The organism is Pseudonocardia sp. CA-107938 (assembly GCF_050936315.1).
Classification (GTDB): domain Bacteria; phylum Actinomycetota; class Actinomycetes; order Mycobacteriales; family Pseudonocardiaceae; genus Pseudonocardia.
This window is the reverse complement of record NZ_JBNJNA010000001.1, coordinates 2,015,729-2,031,712: the sequence shown is the minus strand read 5'-3', so window position 1 is coordinate 2,031,712 and position 15,984 is coordinate 2,015,729. Positions and strand designations below refer to the sequence as shown.

The 15,984-nt window shown below is 70.9% G+C and carries 14 protein-coding genes; 6 read left to right on the top strand and 8 right to left on the bottom strand.

Annotated elements, in window-relative coordinates; genetic code table 11:
* The first annotated feature begins 33 nt into the window (after positions 1–33).
* The 3 genes from ACQEVB_RS10095 to ACQEVB_RS10085 are packed head-to-tail and all read left to right on the top strand — an operon-like array spanning position 34 to position 3,111.
* Complete coding sequence (locus ACQEVB_RS10095) at positions 34–1,002, top strand: sugar ABC transporter substrate-binding protein (RefSeq protein ID WP_432967960.1); 969 nt, start codon at positions 34–36, stop codon at positions 1,000–1,002.
* A 28-nt stretch (positions 1,003–1,030) separates the two neighbouring features.
* Positions 1,031–1,933, top strand: coding sequence for an ABC transporter ATP-binding protein (locus ACQEVB_RS10090; RefSeq protein WP_432967957.1), 903 nt, complete (start codon positions 1,031–1,033; stop codon positions 1,931–1,933).
* Positions 1,930–3,111 carry an ABC transporter permease gene (locus ACQEVB_RS10085; RefSeq protein WP_432967954.1) on the top strand — a complete coding sequence of 394 codons (1,182 nt, stop codon included), beginning with the start codon at positions 1,930–1,932 and terminating at the stop codon, positions 3,109–3,111. Before ACQEVB_RS10090 ends, ACQEVB_RS10085 begins: the two co-directional genes overlap by 4 nt.
* On the opposite strand, the gene ACQEVB_RS10080 is transcribed toward ACQEVB_RS10085, so the two are convergent.
* The 6 genes from ACQEVB_RS10080 to ACQEVB_RS10055 form a co-directional block, all read right to left on the bottom strand.
* Positions 3,108–3,515 carry a nitroreductase/quinone reductase family protein gene (locus tag ACQEVB_RS10080; RefSeq protein ID WP_432967951.1) on the bottom strand — a complete coding sequence of 136 codons (408 nt, stop codon included), beginning with the start codon at positions 3,513–3,515 and terminating at the stop codon, positions 3,108–3,110. The genes ACQEVB_RS10085 and ACQEVB_RS10080 overlap by 4 nt on opposite strands.
* 4 nt (positions 3,516–3,519) lie before the next feature.
* Entirely contained in the window at positions 3,520–3,990 is a 471-nt protein-coding gene (locus ACQEVB_RS10075) for a sunset domain-containing protein (protein ID WP_432967948.1), read from the bottom strand.
* 29 nt (positions 3,991–4,019) lie between these two features.
* The gene (locus ACQEVB_RS10070) at positions 4,020–5,396 is read right to left on the bottom strand and encodes a cryptochrome/photolyase family protein (protein ID WP_432967945.1); all 1,377 of its coding nucleotides are present in this window, start codon (positions 5,394–5,396) and stop codon (positions 4,020–4,022) included.
* A gap of 249 nt (positions 5,397–5,645) precedes the next feature.
* A complete protein-coding gene (locus ACQEVB_RS10065) occupies positions 5,646–6,947 on the bottom strand; it encodes a citrate synthase (RefSeq protein WP_432967942.1) in 1,302 nt (433 codons plus the stop codon).
* A gap of 115 nt (positions 6,948–7,062) precedes the next feature.
* A complete protein-coding gene (locus ACQEVB_RS10060; protein ID WP_432967939.1) occupies positions 7,063–9,120 on the bottom strand; it encodes an amino acid permease in 2,058 nt (685 codons plus the stop codon).
* Between the two features lie 15 nt (positions 9,121–9,135).
* Positions 9,136–10,059 (bottom strand): phosphotransferase, encoded by a 924-nt coding sequence (locus tag ACQEVB_RS10055; protein ID WP_432967936.1) that lies wholly within the window; start codon positions 10,057–10,059, stop codon positions 9,136–9,138.
* 283 nt (positions 10,060–10,342) lie between these two features.
* On the opposite strand from ACQEVB_RS10055, the gene ACQEVB_RS10050 reads away from it, so the two are divergent.
* Entirely contained in the window at positions 10,343–10,906 is a 564-nt protein-coding gene (locus ACQEVB_RS10050) for a tetratricopeptide repeat protein (RefSeq protein WP_432967933.1), read from the top strand.
* 61 nt (positions 10,907–10,967) lie between these two features.
* On the top strand, positions 10,968–12,554 hold the full coding sequence (locus ACQEVB_RS10045; protein WP_432967931.1) for an amino acid permease: 1,587 nt from the start codon (positions 10,968–10,970) through the stop codon (positions 12,552–12,554).
* Here the strand turns inward: ACQEVB_RS10045 and ACQEVB_RS10040 are convergent.
* Both ACQEVB_RS10040 and pdxH read right to left on the bottom strand, forming a co-directional pair.
* On the bottom strand, positions 12,533–13,822 hold the full coding sequence (locus ACQEVB_RS10040) for an MFS transporter (RefSeq protein WP_432980279.1): 1,290 nt from the start codon (positions 13,820–13,822) through the stop codon (positions 12,533–12,535). The two genes, ACQEVB_RS10045 and ACQEVB_RS10040, sit on opposite strands and share 22 nt — an antisense overlap.
* A gap of 99 nt (positions 13,823–13,921) precedes the next feature.
* On the bottom strand, positions 13,922–14,572 hold the full coding sequence (gene pdxH / locus ACQEVB_RS10035; RefSeq protein ID WP_432967928.1) for a pyridoxamine 5'-phosphate oxidase: 651 nt from the start codon (positions 14,570–14,572) through the stop codon (positions 13,922–13,924).
* A 244-nt stretch (positions 14,573–14,816) separates the two neighbouring features.
* Here pdxH and ACQEVB_RS10030 point away from each other — a divergent pair, with 244 nt between their 5' ends.
* Entirely contained in the window at positions 14,817–15,899 is a 1,083-nt protein-coding gene (locus tag ACQEVB_RS10030) for a citrate synthase 2 (RefSeq protein WP_432980276.1), read from the top strand.
* The last annotated feature ends 85 nt before the right edge of the window (positions 15,900–15,984 follow it).

The window sequence follows — 15,984 nt, the reverse complement described above, 5'->3', positions numbered from 1 at the left end:
ACGACCCGTCCAGCGACCGAAGGGGCTCTTGCAATGAGGAACCGACACGTTCTCCTGGCCGGCGCGGCCGCGCTGGCGATGGTCACGGCGGGCTGCGGCGGCGGGGGCGCGGCCGCGCCGTCCACCGGAGCGACCGCGGCCGGCGCCGGACCGGTCAAGATCGCGTTCGTCACGAAGTTCCCGGTGGCCTTCTTCACGGCGATGGAGGACTCGGCGAAGGCCTACGCCACGCAGCACCCCGGGCTGGTGGACATCAGCTACTTCTCCTGCAAGTCCCCGACCGACGTGTCGTGCCAGACGGCGCAGATCCAGGACGCGGTGGCGCGCGGGTTCAAGGCGCTGGTCATCACGCCGATGGGCCCCGACGTCGTCCCGGCGCTGGACGCCGCGGCGGACAAGGGCGTCAAGGTCGTGCTGGTGGACAACGACCTGCAGGACTTCACCAAGGAGACCGCGGTCGTCGCGACCGACAACGTCAAGGGCGGGCAGGCGGCCGGGGCCTACCTCAAGTCCGTGCTCAAGCCCGGGAACACGATCGGCCTCATGGAGGGCGTGCGCAGCGCTCCTGCGCTGGCGGCCCGCATCGAGGGCGTCCAGAAGGCGCTCGACGGCACCGGCGTGAAGGTCGTCATCGGCGGCGCGGAGACCAAGTGCGACTCCGCTGAGGGCGCCACCGTCGCGCAGGACCTGCTCACGCGTGAACCGAACCTGACCGCCATCTACTCCGCCTGCGACGACCCGGCCATCGCCGCCGCCGGGGTGGCCGAGCAGAAGGGCAAGCAGGTGCTGGTGATGGGCTACGACGGCCTCCCGGACGCGGCGGCCGCGATCCTCGGCGGCCACATGCAGGCCACGATCGCGCAGTTCCCCGGCAAGATGGCGGCGCTCGGCGTGGAGGCGGCGGCGAACGCGGTGCAGGGCAAGCCGGTCGAGGCCTTCATCGACACTGGCACCGCGCTCGTCACCAAGGACAACGCCGCGAGCTTCCGCACCTTCCAATGACGATCGCCCGACCGTCTAGGGTCCATCCGTGCTGGACATTCGGGGGGTCTCCAAGCGGTTCGGGACGCGCGCCGCGCTGACCGACGTCTCGTTCACCGTCCAACCGGGCGAGGTGTTCGGGTTCGTCGGCAGCAACGGCGCCGGCAAGACGACCACGATGCGGATCGTCCTGGGCGTGCTCGCATCGGACGCCGGCGAGGTGCGCTGGAAGGGCGCACCCGTCGACGCGGACGTGCGCCGGCGCATCGGCTACATGCCGGAGGAGCGCGGGCTGTACCCGAAGATGCGGGTAGCCGAGCAGCTGCAGTACCTGGCGCGGCTGCACGGGCTCGGGCCGGGCGAGGCGCGCAGCTCGACCCAGCACTGGGCGGAGCGGCTCGGCGTCGACGCCCGCCTGGGCGACGAGGTGCAGAAGCTCTCGCTCGGCAACCAGCAGCGGGTGCAGCTGGCTGCAGCGCTCGTGCACGACCCGGAGGTGCTCGTGCTCGACGAGCCGTTCTCCGGGCTGGACCCGACGGCCGTCGAGGTGATGAGCGGGGTGCTGCGGGACAAGGCAGAGGGCGGCGTCCCCACGGTGTTCTCCAGCCACCAGCTCGACCTCGTCGAGCGGCTGTGCGACCGCATCGGCATCATCGCGGATGGCCGCATGGTCGCCGTGGGCACCGTTGCGGAGCTGCGCGACCGCGACCGCGGCGTCGTGCTCGACGTGGACGGCCCGGCCGCCGGCTGGGCCGACCACCTCGCCGGCGTGACCGTGCTGGAGACCGAGGGCGCCCGCACCCGCCTGCGCCTGGACGGCACGGACGACCAGCAGGTGCTCGCCGCGGCGGTCGCCGCCGGGCCGGTGCACGAGTTCCGCCGCCACCGCCCACCGCTGACCGAGCTGTACCGCGACGTCGTCTCCGCCGCAGCCCCGGAGGTGGTCCGATGAGCGCGCCGCTGTCGTCCGGGCAGGCGATCGGGCTGGTCGCCCGGCGCGAGTTCGTGACCCAGGTGCGGTCGCGCAGCTTCGTGATCGGCCTGCTGATCACGCTCGTGCTCTTCGGGGTGGTCGGCGCCATCTCGGCGTTCGTCGCCGGCCAGCGCTCCACCAGCACGGTGGGCATCACCCCGGACGCCGCGTCACTGACCAGCGTGCTCGACGCCACGGCTCACGCGAAGGGCCTCACGCTGCAGCTCCGCGACGTCACGGAGGAGGCGGGGCGGTCCGCCGTCGCCGCCGACGAGCTCGACGCGCTGCTGACCGGAACGCCCGGTCACTACGCGCTGATCGGCCGGGACGCCGTCGACGACCAGCTCGCCGACGTCGTCCGCACGGCTGCTCGGCAGGTCGCGGTGGCCGAGGTGCTGCAGGCGGCGGGGACCGACGCAGCGGCACTGGACGCGCGCTCCGCCGTCACCGAGGAGACCCTCGAACCGGTGGACCCGGACCGCGGTCAGCGCCTCGCGCTGGCGATCGTCGGCACGATCCTGCTCTTCGTCTCGCTCTCGGCGTACGGGCAGCTGGTGGCGACGGGCGTCGTGGAGGAGAAGCAGAGCCGGGTGGTGGAGCTGCTGCTGGCCACGATCAAGCCGTGGGAGCTGCTGGCCGGGAAGATCATCGGTCTGGGCGCGGTCGGGCTGTTGAACCTGGTGATCCTCGGCGGGGTCGCGGCCGCGGGGGGCGCGGCGTTCGGCCTGCTCACACTGCCCGCGGCGACCATCGGCCTGTTCGCGATGGTGATCGTCTGGTACGTGCTGGGCTTCTTCCTCTTCGCCGCGCTGTACGCCGCGGTCGGCTCGACCGTGTCGCGTCAGGAGGAGCTGAACACCGTCGTCGCACCGATGATCTTCATCCTGCTGGTGCCGTTCATCCTGACGGTGAACCTGCTGCCCAGCGACCCGCGCAGCCCCCTCGCGACGGTGCTGTCGTACGTCCCGTTCTTCTCCCAGACGGTGATGCCGGCGCGCTACGCCCTCGGCGCGGCGGAGCTGTGGGAGGTCGCGGTGGCGGCGCTCATCGCGGCGTTGGCGATCGCCGTCGTGGTGCGGGTCGCCGGCCGCGTCTACCGCAACTCGGTGCTGCGGACGGGTGCCCGGGTCTCGCTGCGGGAAGCCCTGCGCGGTTAGTCGCGCACGAGCGAGACCAGCGGGATCTCCCGATCGCCCGCCTTCTCCTGGTGGTCGGGGAGGAACGGGAAGAGCGCGACGGCTGCGGCCCACAGGCGCTCCCGCTCGGCGCCCTGCGCCACGGTCGCCGTCGCGTCGAACGTCTCCTCCGGCGTCTCGACGGTGACGTGCGGGTCCGCCTCGAGGTTGAGGTACCACGCCGGGTGGCGCGGGGCGCCGATGTTGGACGCGAAGACGACGGGCGTCCCGCCGTCCAGGAAGAAGGCCATCGGCGACGTGCGTGGCTCGCCGGTGCGGCGGCCGGTGGTGGTGAGCAGCAGCAGGCGGTCGCGGTGCATGCCGTCCGGGTCCTCGCCGGCGCGGAACTTCGCGATCACCCGCGGGTTGATCTCGCGTGCGTCCATGGTGTCAGCCCTTCGGCCTGCGGCGGGTCCACTTCGTGAAGCCGGCCGCGGTGGCCTCCTCCTCGGTGCGGAACCACACCTCGGCCTTCGTCCGCCCGAAGTACGGGCTCGACTCGGTGTGGAACAGCATCGAGTCGGCGTTGCCCTTGATCACGTACTCGGGGCCGGGTGCGGAACCGTCCGGCAGCGGGGCGGCGCCGTTCTCCGGCTCGGCCGGGGCCTCGGTGAACAGCGGGTTCGAGCCGTTCGCGGCGTGCTTCGGCGGCTCGCCAGTCGACTCCGCCTCGATCGTGGCGGCCTCCGGCGTGGCGGCGGCGTGCCGGGGCGGCGGCGTGCTCGACGGGACGGGCAGCGGCGGGACCCACGCGTCCGGTTCCGGGGTGCGCCGGGAGCGGACGAGCCATGCTCCGGCACCGACTGCGACCAGCAGCACGATCCACTTGCGCCGCCTGCGCGGGCGCCCCTGTTCCGCCATGATCACGTCCCCTCGTCGGTGCCGCGACCCTACCGGGCCCGATCAGCCCGCGCGGCCTTCACCTGTTCGTACCTGGCCAGCGCGGCCAGCCGTTCTTCCCGGTGGTCGACCATCGGTTCGGGGTACCCGTCCGGAATCCCGCCGTCCAGGTTCCACGGTTGGTGCACCTGCCGGCCCGGCACTCCGCGCAGCTCCGGTACGTACCGGCGCACGTACTCGCCGTCGGGGTCGAAGCGCTCGCCCTGCGCGACCGGGTTGAACACGCGGAAGTAGGGGGCCGGGTCGGTGCCCGAGCCGGCCGTCCACTGCCAGCCGTGCTGGTTGGACGCGAGGTCGCCGTCGACGAGCAGCTGCATGAAGTGCCGCGCACCCCACCACCACGGCAGGTGCAGGTCCTTCACCAGGAAGCTCGCGACGATCATGCGCACCCGGTTGTGCACCCAGGCCTCCGCGCGGAGCTGGCGCATCCCGGCGTCGACGATCGGGAAGCCGGTCGCGCCGTCCTGCCAGCGTCGGAACGCCTCCTCGGCTGCGGCGCCCTGCTCGACGGGCAGCGCGTCGAACGCGCGGTCGTAGTTGCCGCGGGCGGAGTCCGGCCGCTGGTGCAGCACGTCGGCGTAGAACTCGCGCCACGCGAGCTCCGTCGTGTACGTCTGGGCCGATGCGGACCGGCGCCGGGCGAGGTCGGCGAGCATCGTGCGCGGGTGGATCAGGCCGAACTTGAGGTACGGCGACATCTGCGAGGTACCCGGGCGGTCGGGCCGGTTGCGGTCCTCGCCGTACCGGCCGACACCGTCGTCGAGGAATGCGTGCCAGCGGGCGAGCGCCGCCGACTCGCCCGCGTCGGGCAGCTCCGCGTCGACGGCCTCGTCGTCGGGGATCCCCTCGTCCAGGTCACCCGGATCGAGCCAGTCGACGGTGCCGGCGTCCGTCGCCGCGGGACCGCGCCAGCCGTGCTCCGCCCATGCCCGACGGAACGGCGTGAACACCTTGAACGGGTCGCCGTCGGCCTTCCGCACCCGCCCAGGCGCCACCGCGTACGGCGACCCGGTGCGCACCAGCTCCCGGCCCTCCGCGCCCAGCGCCTCGGCGACCGCGGTGTCGCGCCGGCCGCCGTAAGGGCCGAAATCGGCGGCGACGTGCACCTTCGCCGCGTCGACCGCTGCCGCCACCCGCGGAACGACGTCCACGGGATCGCCGCGCACGACCGTCAGGCGCCCGCCCAGCGCGTCGTCGAGGCAGCGCAGGTTGCGGTAGAGGAACGTCCGCCGCGCCGGCCCCGACGGCGCCAGCAGCGCCGGATCCAGCACGAACAACGCGAGCGCCGGCCCCTCGCAGGCGAGGAAGATCGGCTGGTCCCCGACGCGCAGATCTCGCCGGAACCACACCACGGACGTCACAGCCATCGACCGTAGTGCCCCACAGACACCCAGGTGAAACGACGTTGAAGCCCGACATGACCAAGCTTCCCGAGCAGAGCACCGGGTCGGTCGTCCCCCCGCCCGGCCCGGTGCTCGCCTGCTCAGGGCCGGCGGGCGTAGGAGCCCGATCGGTAGATGAGCGGCCCGCGAGACTCGTGCAGCTCTGGCCCATCCGGGACGTCGAACCCCGCGGCCCGGTCCGGGTCGCGGGGTTCGCGTCGGCCTCTGGGCGCGTCAGCGGGCGGACATCTCCACGTACGACCGCTCGGTGGCACCGGTGTAGAGCTGGCGCGGGCGCCCGATCTTCGTGGTCGGGTCGCTGATCATCTCGCGCCAGTGCGCGATCCAGCCGGGGAGCCGGCCGAGCGCGAACAGCACCGTGAACATGCGGGTCGGGAAGCCCATCGCCCGGTAGATCACGCCGGTGTAGAAGTCGACGTTCGGGTAGAGCTTGCGCTCGATGAAGTAGTCGTCGGCGAGCGCCTTCTCCTCCAGCCGCATCGCGATGTCGAGCAGCGGGTCGGAGATGCCGAGACCCTTGAGGATCGCGTCGGCGTTCTGCTTCACGATCTTCGCGCGCGGGTCGTAGTTCTTGTAGACGCGGTGCCCGAAGCCCATCAGGCGAGCGCCCTTGTCCTCCTTGTTCTTGACCCGCTCGACGAACTTCTCGACGTTGCCGTCCTCCTCGTGCTGGATCTTCTGCAGCATCTCCAGAACGGCCTGGTTGGCACCGCCGTGCAGCGGGCCGAAGAGCGCGTTGACGCCGGCGGAGATCGACGCGAACAGGTTCGCGTGCGACGAGCCGACCATCCGCACGGTGGACGTCGAGCAGTTCTGCTCGTGGTCGGCGTGCAGGATCAGCAGCGTGTCCAGTGCCTTCACGAAGGCGGGGTCGACCTCGTACGGCTCGGCGGGGAAGCCGAACGTCATGCGCAGGAAGTTCTCCACCAGGCCGAGGGAGTTGTCCGGGTAGAGGAACGGCTGCCCGACCGACTTCTTGTACGCGTACGCCGCGATCGTCGGCACCTTCGCCAGGAGGCGGACGGTGGACAGCTCGACGGCGTCCTGGTCGAACGGGTCCAGGGCGTCCTGGTAGAAGGTCGACAGCGCGCTGACCGCACTGGACAGCACCGGCATCGGGTGCGCGTCGCGGGGGAAGCCGTCGAAGAACCGCTTGAGGTCCTCGTGCAGCAGCGTGTGCCGGCTGATCTTGTTCGTGAACGCGTCGAGCTCGGACTGCGTGGGCAGCTCGCCGTAGATGAGCAGGTGGCTGACCTCGAGGAAGGTGGACTTCTCGGCCAGCTGGTCGATCGGGTAACCGCGGTAGCGCAGGATCCCGGCATCGCCGTCGATGTAGGTGATCGCGGACTGACACGCTGCGGTGTTGCCGTAGCCGTAGTCCAGCGTGGTCATCCCGGTACTGGTCAGCAGCTTGCCGATGTCGAAAGCTGGCGCTCCCTCGGAGGCCTGTTTGATCGACATCTCGTGGTCGTCCGCGCCTACGCGCAGCACGGCCGTTGTGGTGTTGTCGGACATGTGGAGGTTCCCTCGCACTGATGGTTGCCGGGTTCGGTGCAACGCTAGTGCGCGGGAGTGTGGATGCGCCCGGCGGAGCGTGTGATCTACCGGACGCCGGGCGCATCCACCCCGGTCAGGAACCGTCCGACGTGGACGACGTCGACGACGAGTCAGAGGAAGACGAGTCCGACGACGACGAGTCCGAGGATGCGCTCGCCGACGTGTCGGAGGAGGAGTCCGAATCGGACCCGGCAACCACCGGCTCCTCGGTCTCCGCCGACTCCGCCGCTGCAGGCTCGGCCGCCGGGGTCTCCTCGGTGGCCGCGGGCGCCTCGGAAGCCGCAACCGGCTCCGCGTCCGCAACCGGCTCCGCGTCCGCAACCGGCTCCGCCTCAGCAACCGGCTCTGCCTCGGGCTCGGCCTCCGTAACCGGCGCTGCCTCGGGCTCGGCCTCCGTAACCGGCTCCGCGTCAGCGGCCGGCTCGGTCTCCGTCGCCGGTGCTGACTCCTCGGCCGTCGCAGCGGCGACCGTCGCGGTGGCGGCACCAGCCGCGGCAGCCGCGGCCGCAGCTGTCGCGCCGACCGCGGCGGGCTCGGCCGACGACGCCTCGGCCTCGAGCGCAGCTTCGATCGACTCCGTGTTCTCACGCACCGGCCCGGTGAACCAGTTCTTGGCCGACAGGAAGTACCAGCCGCCGAACCCGATCAACGCGGCGCCCACGGTGAGCGGGGCGTAGTTCACCGAGAGCCAGGTGAAGTTCTCCGACCACGGAACACCAGCCTCGTAGGCGGGCAGGAGGAAGAGGATGCACACGATCGCGATCCAGATGACGGCGACCGGGGAGATCCACTTGTAGTGCTTCCCGAGCGACCATGCGCCGGCCTCGAACGAGTCGCCTGCCTTGATCCGCAGGATGATCGGCAGCGCGAACGCGATGTAGAGCCCGATGACGGCGATCGACGTGCCCACGGCGTAGCCGACCGTCCCGTTGATCAGGGTCGGGATCATCAGCGCCCAGGACAGCACGACGATCGCGATCACCGCGTTGACCGGCACCCGGTTCGAGGAGACCTTGCGCCACACCGTCGAGAACGGCACTGCACGGTCACGGGAGAAGGCGAACATCATCCGCGACGCCGACGTGACCGACGCCGTACCGCAGAAGAATTGCGCCACCACGGCGATGACCAGCAGGAACTCGGTCCACAGGTTGCCGAGCGACGTGGTCCAGATGTAGACGACCGCGTTGGCCGGAGCCGGTGCGTCCGGCGTGCCCCCGCCGAGCAACACGTTGGCGTTGTCCGGGAGGCCGTCGGGCGTGAACGGAACGGCGTACGTGACAGCGACGAGCAGGATGAAGCCGAAGACGACGGAGACGGCGACGGCCATGACCATGCCGACAGCCGCGGACCGCGACGCAGCGCGGGTCTCCTCGCTCATGTGCGCCGAGGCGTCGTAGCCGGTGATGGTGTACATCGACATGAGCAGGCCCAGGCCGAAGACGAACCAGAACGCGGAGTCGGAGAATCCGGTGTTGTTGATCATCGACCCGAACACGTAGGCGGCGCTCTGGTGCCGCTCGGGAACGATGATCAGGATCGCGACGATCACCGCGACGCCTGCCATGTGCCACCACGCCGAGATCGTGTTGAGCTTGGCGAGCAGGTTCACGTTCAGCAGGTTGAGGGTCAGGTGGATGGCGATGATCACCGTGTAGACGACGAAGATGGTGACGGTGTCGGTACCGATCAGCCCGTCGGTCAACAGGCTCAACAGGGCCGTCGTGAAGGTGGCCGCGCCGTAGTCGATGGCCGCCGTGACCGCGATCTGGCCCACCAGGTTGAACCAGCCCGTGAACCAGCCCCACGCCGGCCCGCCGAGCTTGGACGCCCAGTAGTACAGCGCTCCGGCCGTGGGCATGGCCGACGCGATCTCGCCCATCGCCATGGCGATGAGCACGCAGAAGGCGCCGCAGAGCAGCCAGCCCCAGGTGATGGCGACCGGACCTCCGCTGTTGAACGCGATGTAGTACGAGGTCAGGCAGCCGGCGAGGATCGAGATGATCGTGAACGAGATCGCGAAGTTCGAGAACCCGCCCATCTCGCGGTACAGCACCTGGGCGTAGCCCAGTTTGTGCAGCAGCGCTGCATCGTCGTCAGCGGCGGTGCGCTGCTTCTCGGGCGTACTCACTTGACCTCCGGATCCTCAATCTGACTGACGGGCGGTGGCGAGCAGCTGCTCGAACTCCGGCCCGTCGAACTCGGCGACCGCACGGTCGTACTTCTCCATGCCCCACGACCAGAAGTCGAAGTCGAGGGGGCTGGACCCTTCCTGGATGGACGCCCACAGCGTCCATCCGTACTTCGCGACCAGCCCGAACAGCCGGGCCCGCGCCACCTGGGCCGGGCGGGGGCGGCCGAAGTAGGCCTCCACGAGCACGTCCAGCAGGGGCGGCGGCAGGGTCGCCTCGCTCCAGATGTTCCCGAGCTCGAAGCAGGGGTCGTTGTTGCCGGAGTACTCGTAGTCGATGATGCGCACGCGTTCGCCGTCGTCGAGCAGGTTCTCGGCGAGCAGGTCGTTGTTGCAGGGCACGGTGTGGGTGCGCGGCCCGAGCGCACCGCGCACGGCGGCCAGCGCGGGCGCGAACTCGTCGTAGCGCGGAGGCAGGCGGAACCCGTGCTCGGCGACGATCGCGCGGTAGCGGGCCTGCACGGCGAACATGTCGAAGTCGTTGACGAACCGCGGACCGGCGTGCAGCTGCTTGCACGCGGCCGCCACGCGGCGCAGCACGGCGGGGTCGTGCAGCCGCTCGTCGGAGAGCGCCTCGCCGGGCAGGAAGCCGACGGTGAGCCCGGCACCCGGTCGGTAGTGCAGCACCGGCGCACCGACGCCGGCTTCCGCGGCGGCGACGGAGTTGGCGTGCTCGTGGTCGCGGTCGATGCCGAGCAGTCCCGGGCCTGCGGCCGGGATGCGGACGACGCAGACACCGTCGGCGTTGGTGACCTTGAGGTTGCGGTTGGTCAGCCCACCGGACAGCTCCTCGACGGTGCGCGGCTGCGCGCGCGTGCACGGAATGGAGTCGAGGAGCGCCTCGGTCGCGGGGTCGAGGTCGGTGACGGGGACGGGCACCGGGCGAGACTAGGTCCGGCGGACCGAACCGGATACACCTCAGCCGTCCGGACCGCAAGCGGTGCCCGAATCGTGATCTACACCGAGTGCACTACAGGACGATCCAGCGTCTGTCAGTAACCGAAGACTGTGGTGTAGCTCCCCTCTTCACCTGTCCGGTGGTGCCCATGGCTTACCCTTCGTCACACCATGCAGTGACCATGCGGCCGACCGGGGGACTGGGATGACGCGAGCACCGCTGGCGGACTTGTACGCCGACACCACTGGTAGCTCAACCAAAGGCGTGGTCGGCGATCTCGCCGACCGCAATGCGGCAGCTGCAGAGCTCTGTCGGTCCGACCGCCCCAAGCAGGCGATCCCCGAGCTCGCGGCCGTCCTGTCGGACTGCCGGGCGGTGCTCGGCCCTGATCACCCCGACACGTTGCGCGTGGCCGGCAACCTCGCCGTGGCGTGCATGCTCGCGGGCCGGCGCCGGGAGGGGCTGACGATGCTGCTCACCTGCGTCGCCGACCGTTCCCGAGTGCTCGGCGACGAGCACCCCGACACCCTCACGGCTCGCGACGCACTGGCCGTCGCCTACCGCCTCTCCGGTGACGTCGACGACGCCGTGGCACTGTCCGCGCTGGTCACCGCCCAGCGCACCCGCACGCTCGGGGCCGACCACCCCGACACGCTTACCTCCCGCATGGGCCTGGCGATGGCGAGATCGGCGTCCGGCGCCGTCGAGTCCGCCTACCTCGTGCTGACCTCGGCCATCGCCGACGCCGAGCAGTCGCTCGGCCCCACCCACCGCCACACCACCGCGCTGCTCGAGTGCGGTCGACACTCCGGCCTGATCCGCCGCTGACGTCCGCTCCCCTCCGCACCCCGCCGCAGTCAGTCCCCCTGCGGCCGACCCGAAGGCCCCCATGCTCCGCTTCGACGCTCCGCAGACCGGCAGGACGTTCGGCTCCCCTCGCCCGCAGTACGAGGCCCCCGTCCCCAAGTCCGACGACGAGGCGCTGCTGCACCGCCTCGGCTACGCGCAGACGCTGCACCGCGAGTTCGGCGGGTTCTCCAACTTCGCCATCTCGTTCACGATCATCTCGGTCCTCGCCGGCTGCCTGACCTCGTACTACCTGGCGTACAACAGCGGCGGTCCGGTCGTCATCACGTGGGGCTGGCTGTTCGTCGGTGCGTTCTGCGTGATCGTGGCGATGGCGATGGCCGAGATCGCGTCCGCGATGCCCACGGCCGGAGCGCTGTACTACTGGGCGTCGAAGCTCGGCGGGCCCGCATGGGGCTGGTTCACCGGCTGGTTCAACCTGCTCGGGCAGATCGCCGTCACCGCGGCCATCGACTACGGCGCCGCCACCTTCACCACGGCCCTGCTGAACCTGTGGTTCCCCGACGTCGTCGGCACCGACAACATCACGATCTTCATCGTCTACACCGTCATCGTCGGGCTGCACCTCGCGCTGAACCTCGCCAACGTCAACGTCCTGTCGCTGCTGAACTCGATCTCGGCGTGGTGGCACATGGCGGGTGTGACGCTGATCGTCGTCCTGCTCGTGGTGGTGCCGCGCAAGCACCAGTCGGTCGGCTTCGTCTTCGGCGAGGTCATCAACAACTCCGGCTTCTCCGACTCGTCGCTGCTGTTCGTGTTCGGCCTCGGGCTGCTGATGGCCCAGTACACGATCACCGGCTTCGACGCCTCGGCGCACATGAGCGAGGAGACGCGCTCGGCGTCGCGCTCGTCGGCGATGGGCATGGTGATGTCCGTGGTCGTGTCCGTCGTGTTCGGGTTCGCGCTGCTGGTGGCCATCACGTTCGTCGTCACCGACCCGCTGGCCACGGCCCGCGAGGGCCAGTACGCGGTCACGTTCATCTGGCGCACCGCGATGGGCGACGGTTGGGCGGAGTTCCTGCTGCTGATCGCGGTGATGGCGCAGCTGTTCTGCGGCACCGCCTCGGTCACGTCCGCGTCGCGGATGATGTTCGCGTTCTCCCGCGACCGCGCCGTGCCCTTCTCGCAGGTGTGGCGGCGGGTCTCCGGCAACCGCGTCCCGGTCAACGCCGTCATCGCGATCTGCTCCGTCGCGTGGGCGCTGATGATCCCGACGCTGGTCAACGGCGCGGTCGGCTACGCGGTGGGCAGCTCGATCGCGGTCATCGGCCTCAACATCGCCTTCGGGATCCCGATCTTCCTGCGGATCCGGGCCGGCCGTTCCTTCGAGACGGGTGACTGGACGCTCGGCCACCACTACCGGTGGATCTCGATCACCGCCGTCGTGTGGATCGTCATCGTCTGCGTGCTGTTCCTGCTGCCGTTCTCGCCGCGCGGCATCCCCGGTGCGACCGACTTCTCGTGGGAGTACGTCAACTACGCCCCGATCACGGTGGGCGGCGCACTGGTGCTGTTCGGTGGCTGGTACGTCCTGTCGGCGCGCAAGTGGTTCACCGGGCCGCTGCGCGACCCGGCCCTGGAGCAGATCTACCGGTCCGGGGTGCGCTGACCCAATTCCACCCGGAACCGCCAGAAGGCCGGGAACGCCACCAGGACGGCGACCGCACCGACCACCACGGCGACCCCACCGACCGTGGCCGCGGCGCCCGGCCCGATCCAGTCGGCCGCGGCGCCGTGCCACATGTCGGCCAGCCGCGGCCCGCCGGCCACGACGACGATGAAGACGCCCTGCATGCGGCCGCGCATCTCGTCGGTGGCGACCGACTGCAGCATGGACGAGCGGTACACCGAGCTCACCAGGTCGCCGGCGCCGGCCAGCGCGAGGAACGCGACCGCGAGGAAGATCGACCCGGTCACCCCGAACAGGGCGACCCCGATCCCCCACACGCAGATCGACGCGGCCACCGCCACGCCCTGTCGGCCGACGCGGGCCAGCCAGCCGGAGAACAGGCCGGCGATCACCATCCCGATCGGGATGGCCGCGTAGAGCGCGCCGAGCGCGACGCCGCTGCCGAACGGCTGCGCGAACCGCACCTGGGCGAGCTCCGGGAACACCGCGCGCGGCATGCCGAAGCCCATCGCGACCACGTCGATCAGGAACGACACCAGCAGGATCTTGTGCATCGCGGCGTAGCGGAACCCGGCGACGATCTCGCGCAGCCCGGCACGCGGCCGCCCGTCCCGTTCCTGGGGCATGGGCGGTAGGCGCCACGACGCCCACAGGGTGGCGAGCAGCGCCACGGCGTCGAGCAGGTACAGGGCGGGCACCCCGGTGACCAGGATCAGCCCGCCGGCGAGGAGCGGGCCGGCGACGGCGCCGGTCTGGAACACCGTCATCGTGAGCGCGTTGGCGGCCGGCAGCTGGTCTGCCGGGAGGAGCCGCGGCAGCACCGCGCTGCGGGTCGGCTGGTCGACGGCGATGAACGCGGTCTGCAGGGCCACCAGTGAAAGCACCAGCCACGGGCCGCCCAGCCCCGTCGCCGCCGTCACGAAGAGCAGCAGCGAGGTGACCGCGATGCCGGTGACGGTCACCAGCAGCAGCGTCCGGCGGTCGACGGCGTCGGCGATCGCGCCGCCCCACAGGCCGAACACGATCAGCGGGACCAGCCCGAACAGACCCGTCAGCCCCACCCACGCCGAGGAGCCCGTGAGGTCGTAGAGCTGGTACGCCACGGCCACGAGCGTGAGCTGCGAACCGATCGTGGTGACGATCGCGGCGAGCCACAGCCTCCGGTACGCAGGCGTGCGCAGCGGTCGGGTGTCGGCCAGCATCCCGCGCACCCGGTCCAGCACCCGCGTCCGCGACTCCGTCTCCATGGGCTGCGTCGGGGGTTCGATCGGAGTCACCCCACGACACCTACCACGATCGACACCGCCGAATCGGACATCGGTCCCGCGGCGTCGATCACGGCGCGATCAGGGCGCCAGGCGCTGCACCGTCCACCGCCGGGTCGCGCGGTCGGTCTCGAAGCGCAGCCGGTCGTGCATGCGATCGGCGCGACCCTGCCAGAACTCCACCTGATCGGGCACGATCCGCCAGCCACCCCAGTGCGGCGGCACCGGCACGTCCTCCCCCTCGAACCGGCGGGTGGCGGCGATCAGCGCGTCGTCGAGCACCCGCCGGTCGCGCACCACGGTCGACTGCGCCGACGCCCACGCGCCCAGCTGCGAACCCCGCGGCCGCGACGCCCAGTAGGCCTGCGTCTCGGCCGGGGACACGCGCTCCACCCCGCCCCGCAGGTGCACCTGGCGCTGCAACGGGTACCAGGGGAAGGTCACCGACGCGTAGCGCGTGGTGCGCAGGTCGCGGCTCTTCGCCGAGGTGTAGTTGCTGTAGAACACGACACCGCGCTCGTCGAGTCCTTTGCACAGCACGGTGCGGGAGCTCGGCCGGCCGACCTCGTCACTGGTCGCCAGCACCATCGCGTTGGGCTCGGTGACCCCCTCGCGTTCGGCTTCCGTCAACCACGCCGACAGCTGCTCGTGCCAGGTGTCGGCCAGGTCGGCGACGTCGAACACCGACTCCCGGTAGGCCACGCGCATACCGGCCAGATGCGGCTCGTCCATCCACTCCCCGTTCGCGGATCCCCCGGTGACAGAAGCCACCCCTTCGTCCCGTTGCAGGACGTCGCGCCTGCAGGCAGGGTGACGCCAACCACGTTAGCCGTCAAACACCCTGGACGGCCCAGGGCGGACCGCCCGCAACGGGGACCACAACGAGGAGGTCGCGGTGACCGCTGCGCCAACCGGCCAGAAGTCGGAGTCGGGCGAGTGGGAGGTACCCCCGCCACCACCCGGGTTCAAGTCGGGGTTGGAGGGCCACGTCGCCTTCCGCACCGAGATCGCCGAGCCGGACAAGGACGGCGGCGCGCTGCGTTACCGCGGCGTCGACATCGAGGACCTCGTGGGCAAGGTCACCTTCGGCAACGTGTGGGCGCTGCTGGTCGACGGCCGCTTCGGGCCGGGCCTGCCGCCCGCCGACCCGTTCCCGATCCCGGTGCACACCGGTGACGTCCGCGTCGACGTGCAGGCCGCCCTCGCGATGCTCGCCCCCTACTGGGGATACCGCCCGCTGCTCGACACCCCGCCGGAGGAGGCCCGCGAGCAGCTGGCCCGCGCCTCGGTGATGGCGCTGTCGTACGTCGCGCAGTCCGCGCGCGGCATCGGCGTGCCGGCCGTGCCGCAGCGGCGCATCGACGAGTGCCCGACGATCACCGCCCGCTTCATGACCCGCTGGCGGGGTGAGCCCGACCCCGCCCACATCAAGGCCATCGACGCCTACTGGGTCTCCGCGGCCGAGCACGGCATGAACGCCTCCACGTTCACCGCGCGCGTCATCGCGTCGACCGGCGCCGACGTCGCGGCGTCGCTGTCCGGCGCGATCGGCGCCATGTCCGGCCCGCTGCACGGCGGCGCGCCGGCCCGGGTGCTGCCGATGATCGAGGAGGTCGAGCGCACCGGCGACCCGGACGGCCTGGTCAAGGGCATCCTCGACCGCAAGGAGAAGCTCATGGGCTTCGGGCACCGGGTCTACCGGGCCGAGGACCCACGTGCCCGCGTGCTGCGCCGCACCTGCCAGGAGCTGAAGGCGCCCCGCTACGAGGTCGCCGTGGCACTGGAGCAGGCCGCGCTGAAGATCTTGCGCGAGCGCCGCCCCGACCACCCCATCGAGACGAACGTCGAGTTCTGGGCCGCGGTGATCCTCGACTTCGCCGAGGTGCCGCCGCACATGATGCCCGCGATGTTCACCAGCGCCCGCACCGCCGGCTGGAGCGCGCACATCATGGAGCAGAAGCGCGAGAACAAGCTCGTCCGCCCGTCGGCGCAGTACATCGGGCCGGGCCCGCGCAAGCCGGAAGAGGTCGAGGGCTGGGACCAGCTCGACCACAAGTGACGGTCTGATCCAACGGCCCTCCCGCTGCGGCGGGAGGGCCGTTCTGCGTCTCCGTCTCGGTGCCAGCCCCGATGTGCGTGACCGC

What these genes read in the sequence shown, in the direction of transcription:
- ACQEVB_RS10045 (WP_432967931.1), top strand. Translation starts at nt 10,968, where the DNA reads ATGCTCCGCTTCGACGCTCCGCAGACCGGCAGGACGTTCGGCTCCCCT.
- ACQEVB_RS10070 (WP_432967945.1), bottom strand. Translation starts at nt 5,396, where the DNA reads ATGGCTGTGACGTCCGTGGTGTGGTTCCGGCGAGATCTGCGCGTCGGG.
- ACQEVB_RS10095 (WP_432967960.1), top strand. Translation starts at nt 34, where the DNA reads ATGAGGAACCGACACGTTCTCCTGGCCGGCGCGGCCGCGCTGGCGATG.
- ACQEVB_RS10065 (WP_432967942.1), bottom strand. Translation starts at nt 6,947, where the DNA reads ATGTCCGACAACACCACAACGGCCGTGCTGCGCGTAGGCGCGGACGAC.
- ACQEVB_RS10075 (WP_432967948.1), bottom strand. Translation starts at nt 3,990, where the DNA reads ATGGCGGAACAGGGGCGCCCGCGCAGGCGGCGCAAGTGGATCGTGCTG.
- pdxH (WP_432967928.1), bottom strand. Translation starts at nt 14,572, where the DNA reads ATGGACGAGCCGCATCTGGCCGGTATGCGCGTGGCCTACCGGGAGTCG.
- ACQEVB_RS10080 (WP_432967951.1), bottom strand. Translation starts at nt 3,515, where the DNA reads ATGGACGCACGCGAGATCAACCCGCGGGTGATCGCGAAGTTCCGCGCC.
- ACQEVB_RS10040 (WP_432980279.1), bottom strand. Translation starts at nt 13,822, where the DNA reads ATGGAGACGGAGTCGCGGACGCGGGTGCTGGACCGGGTGCGCGGGATG.
- ACQEVB_RS10085 (WP_432967954.1), top strand. Translation starts at nt 1,930, where the DNA reads ATGAGCGCGCCGCTGTCGTCCGGGCAGGCGATCGGGCTGGTCGCCCGG.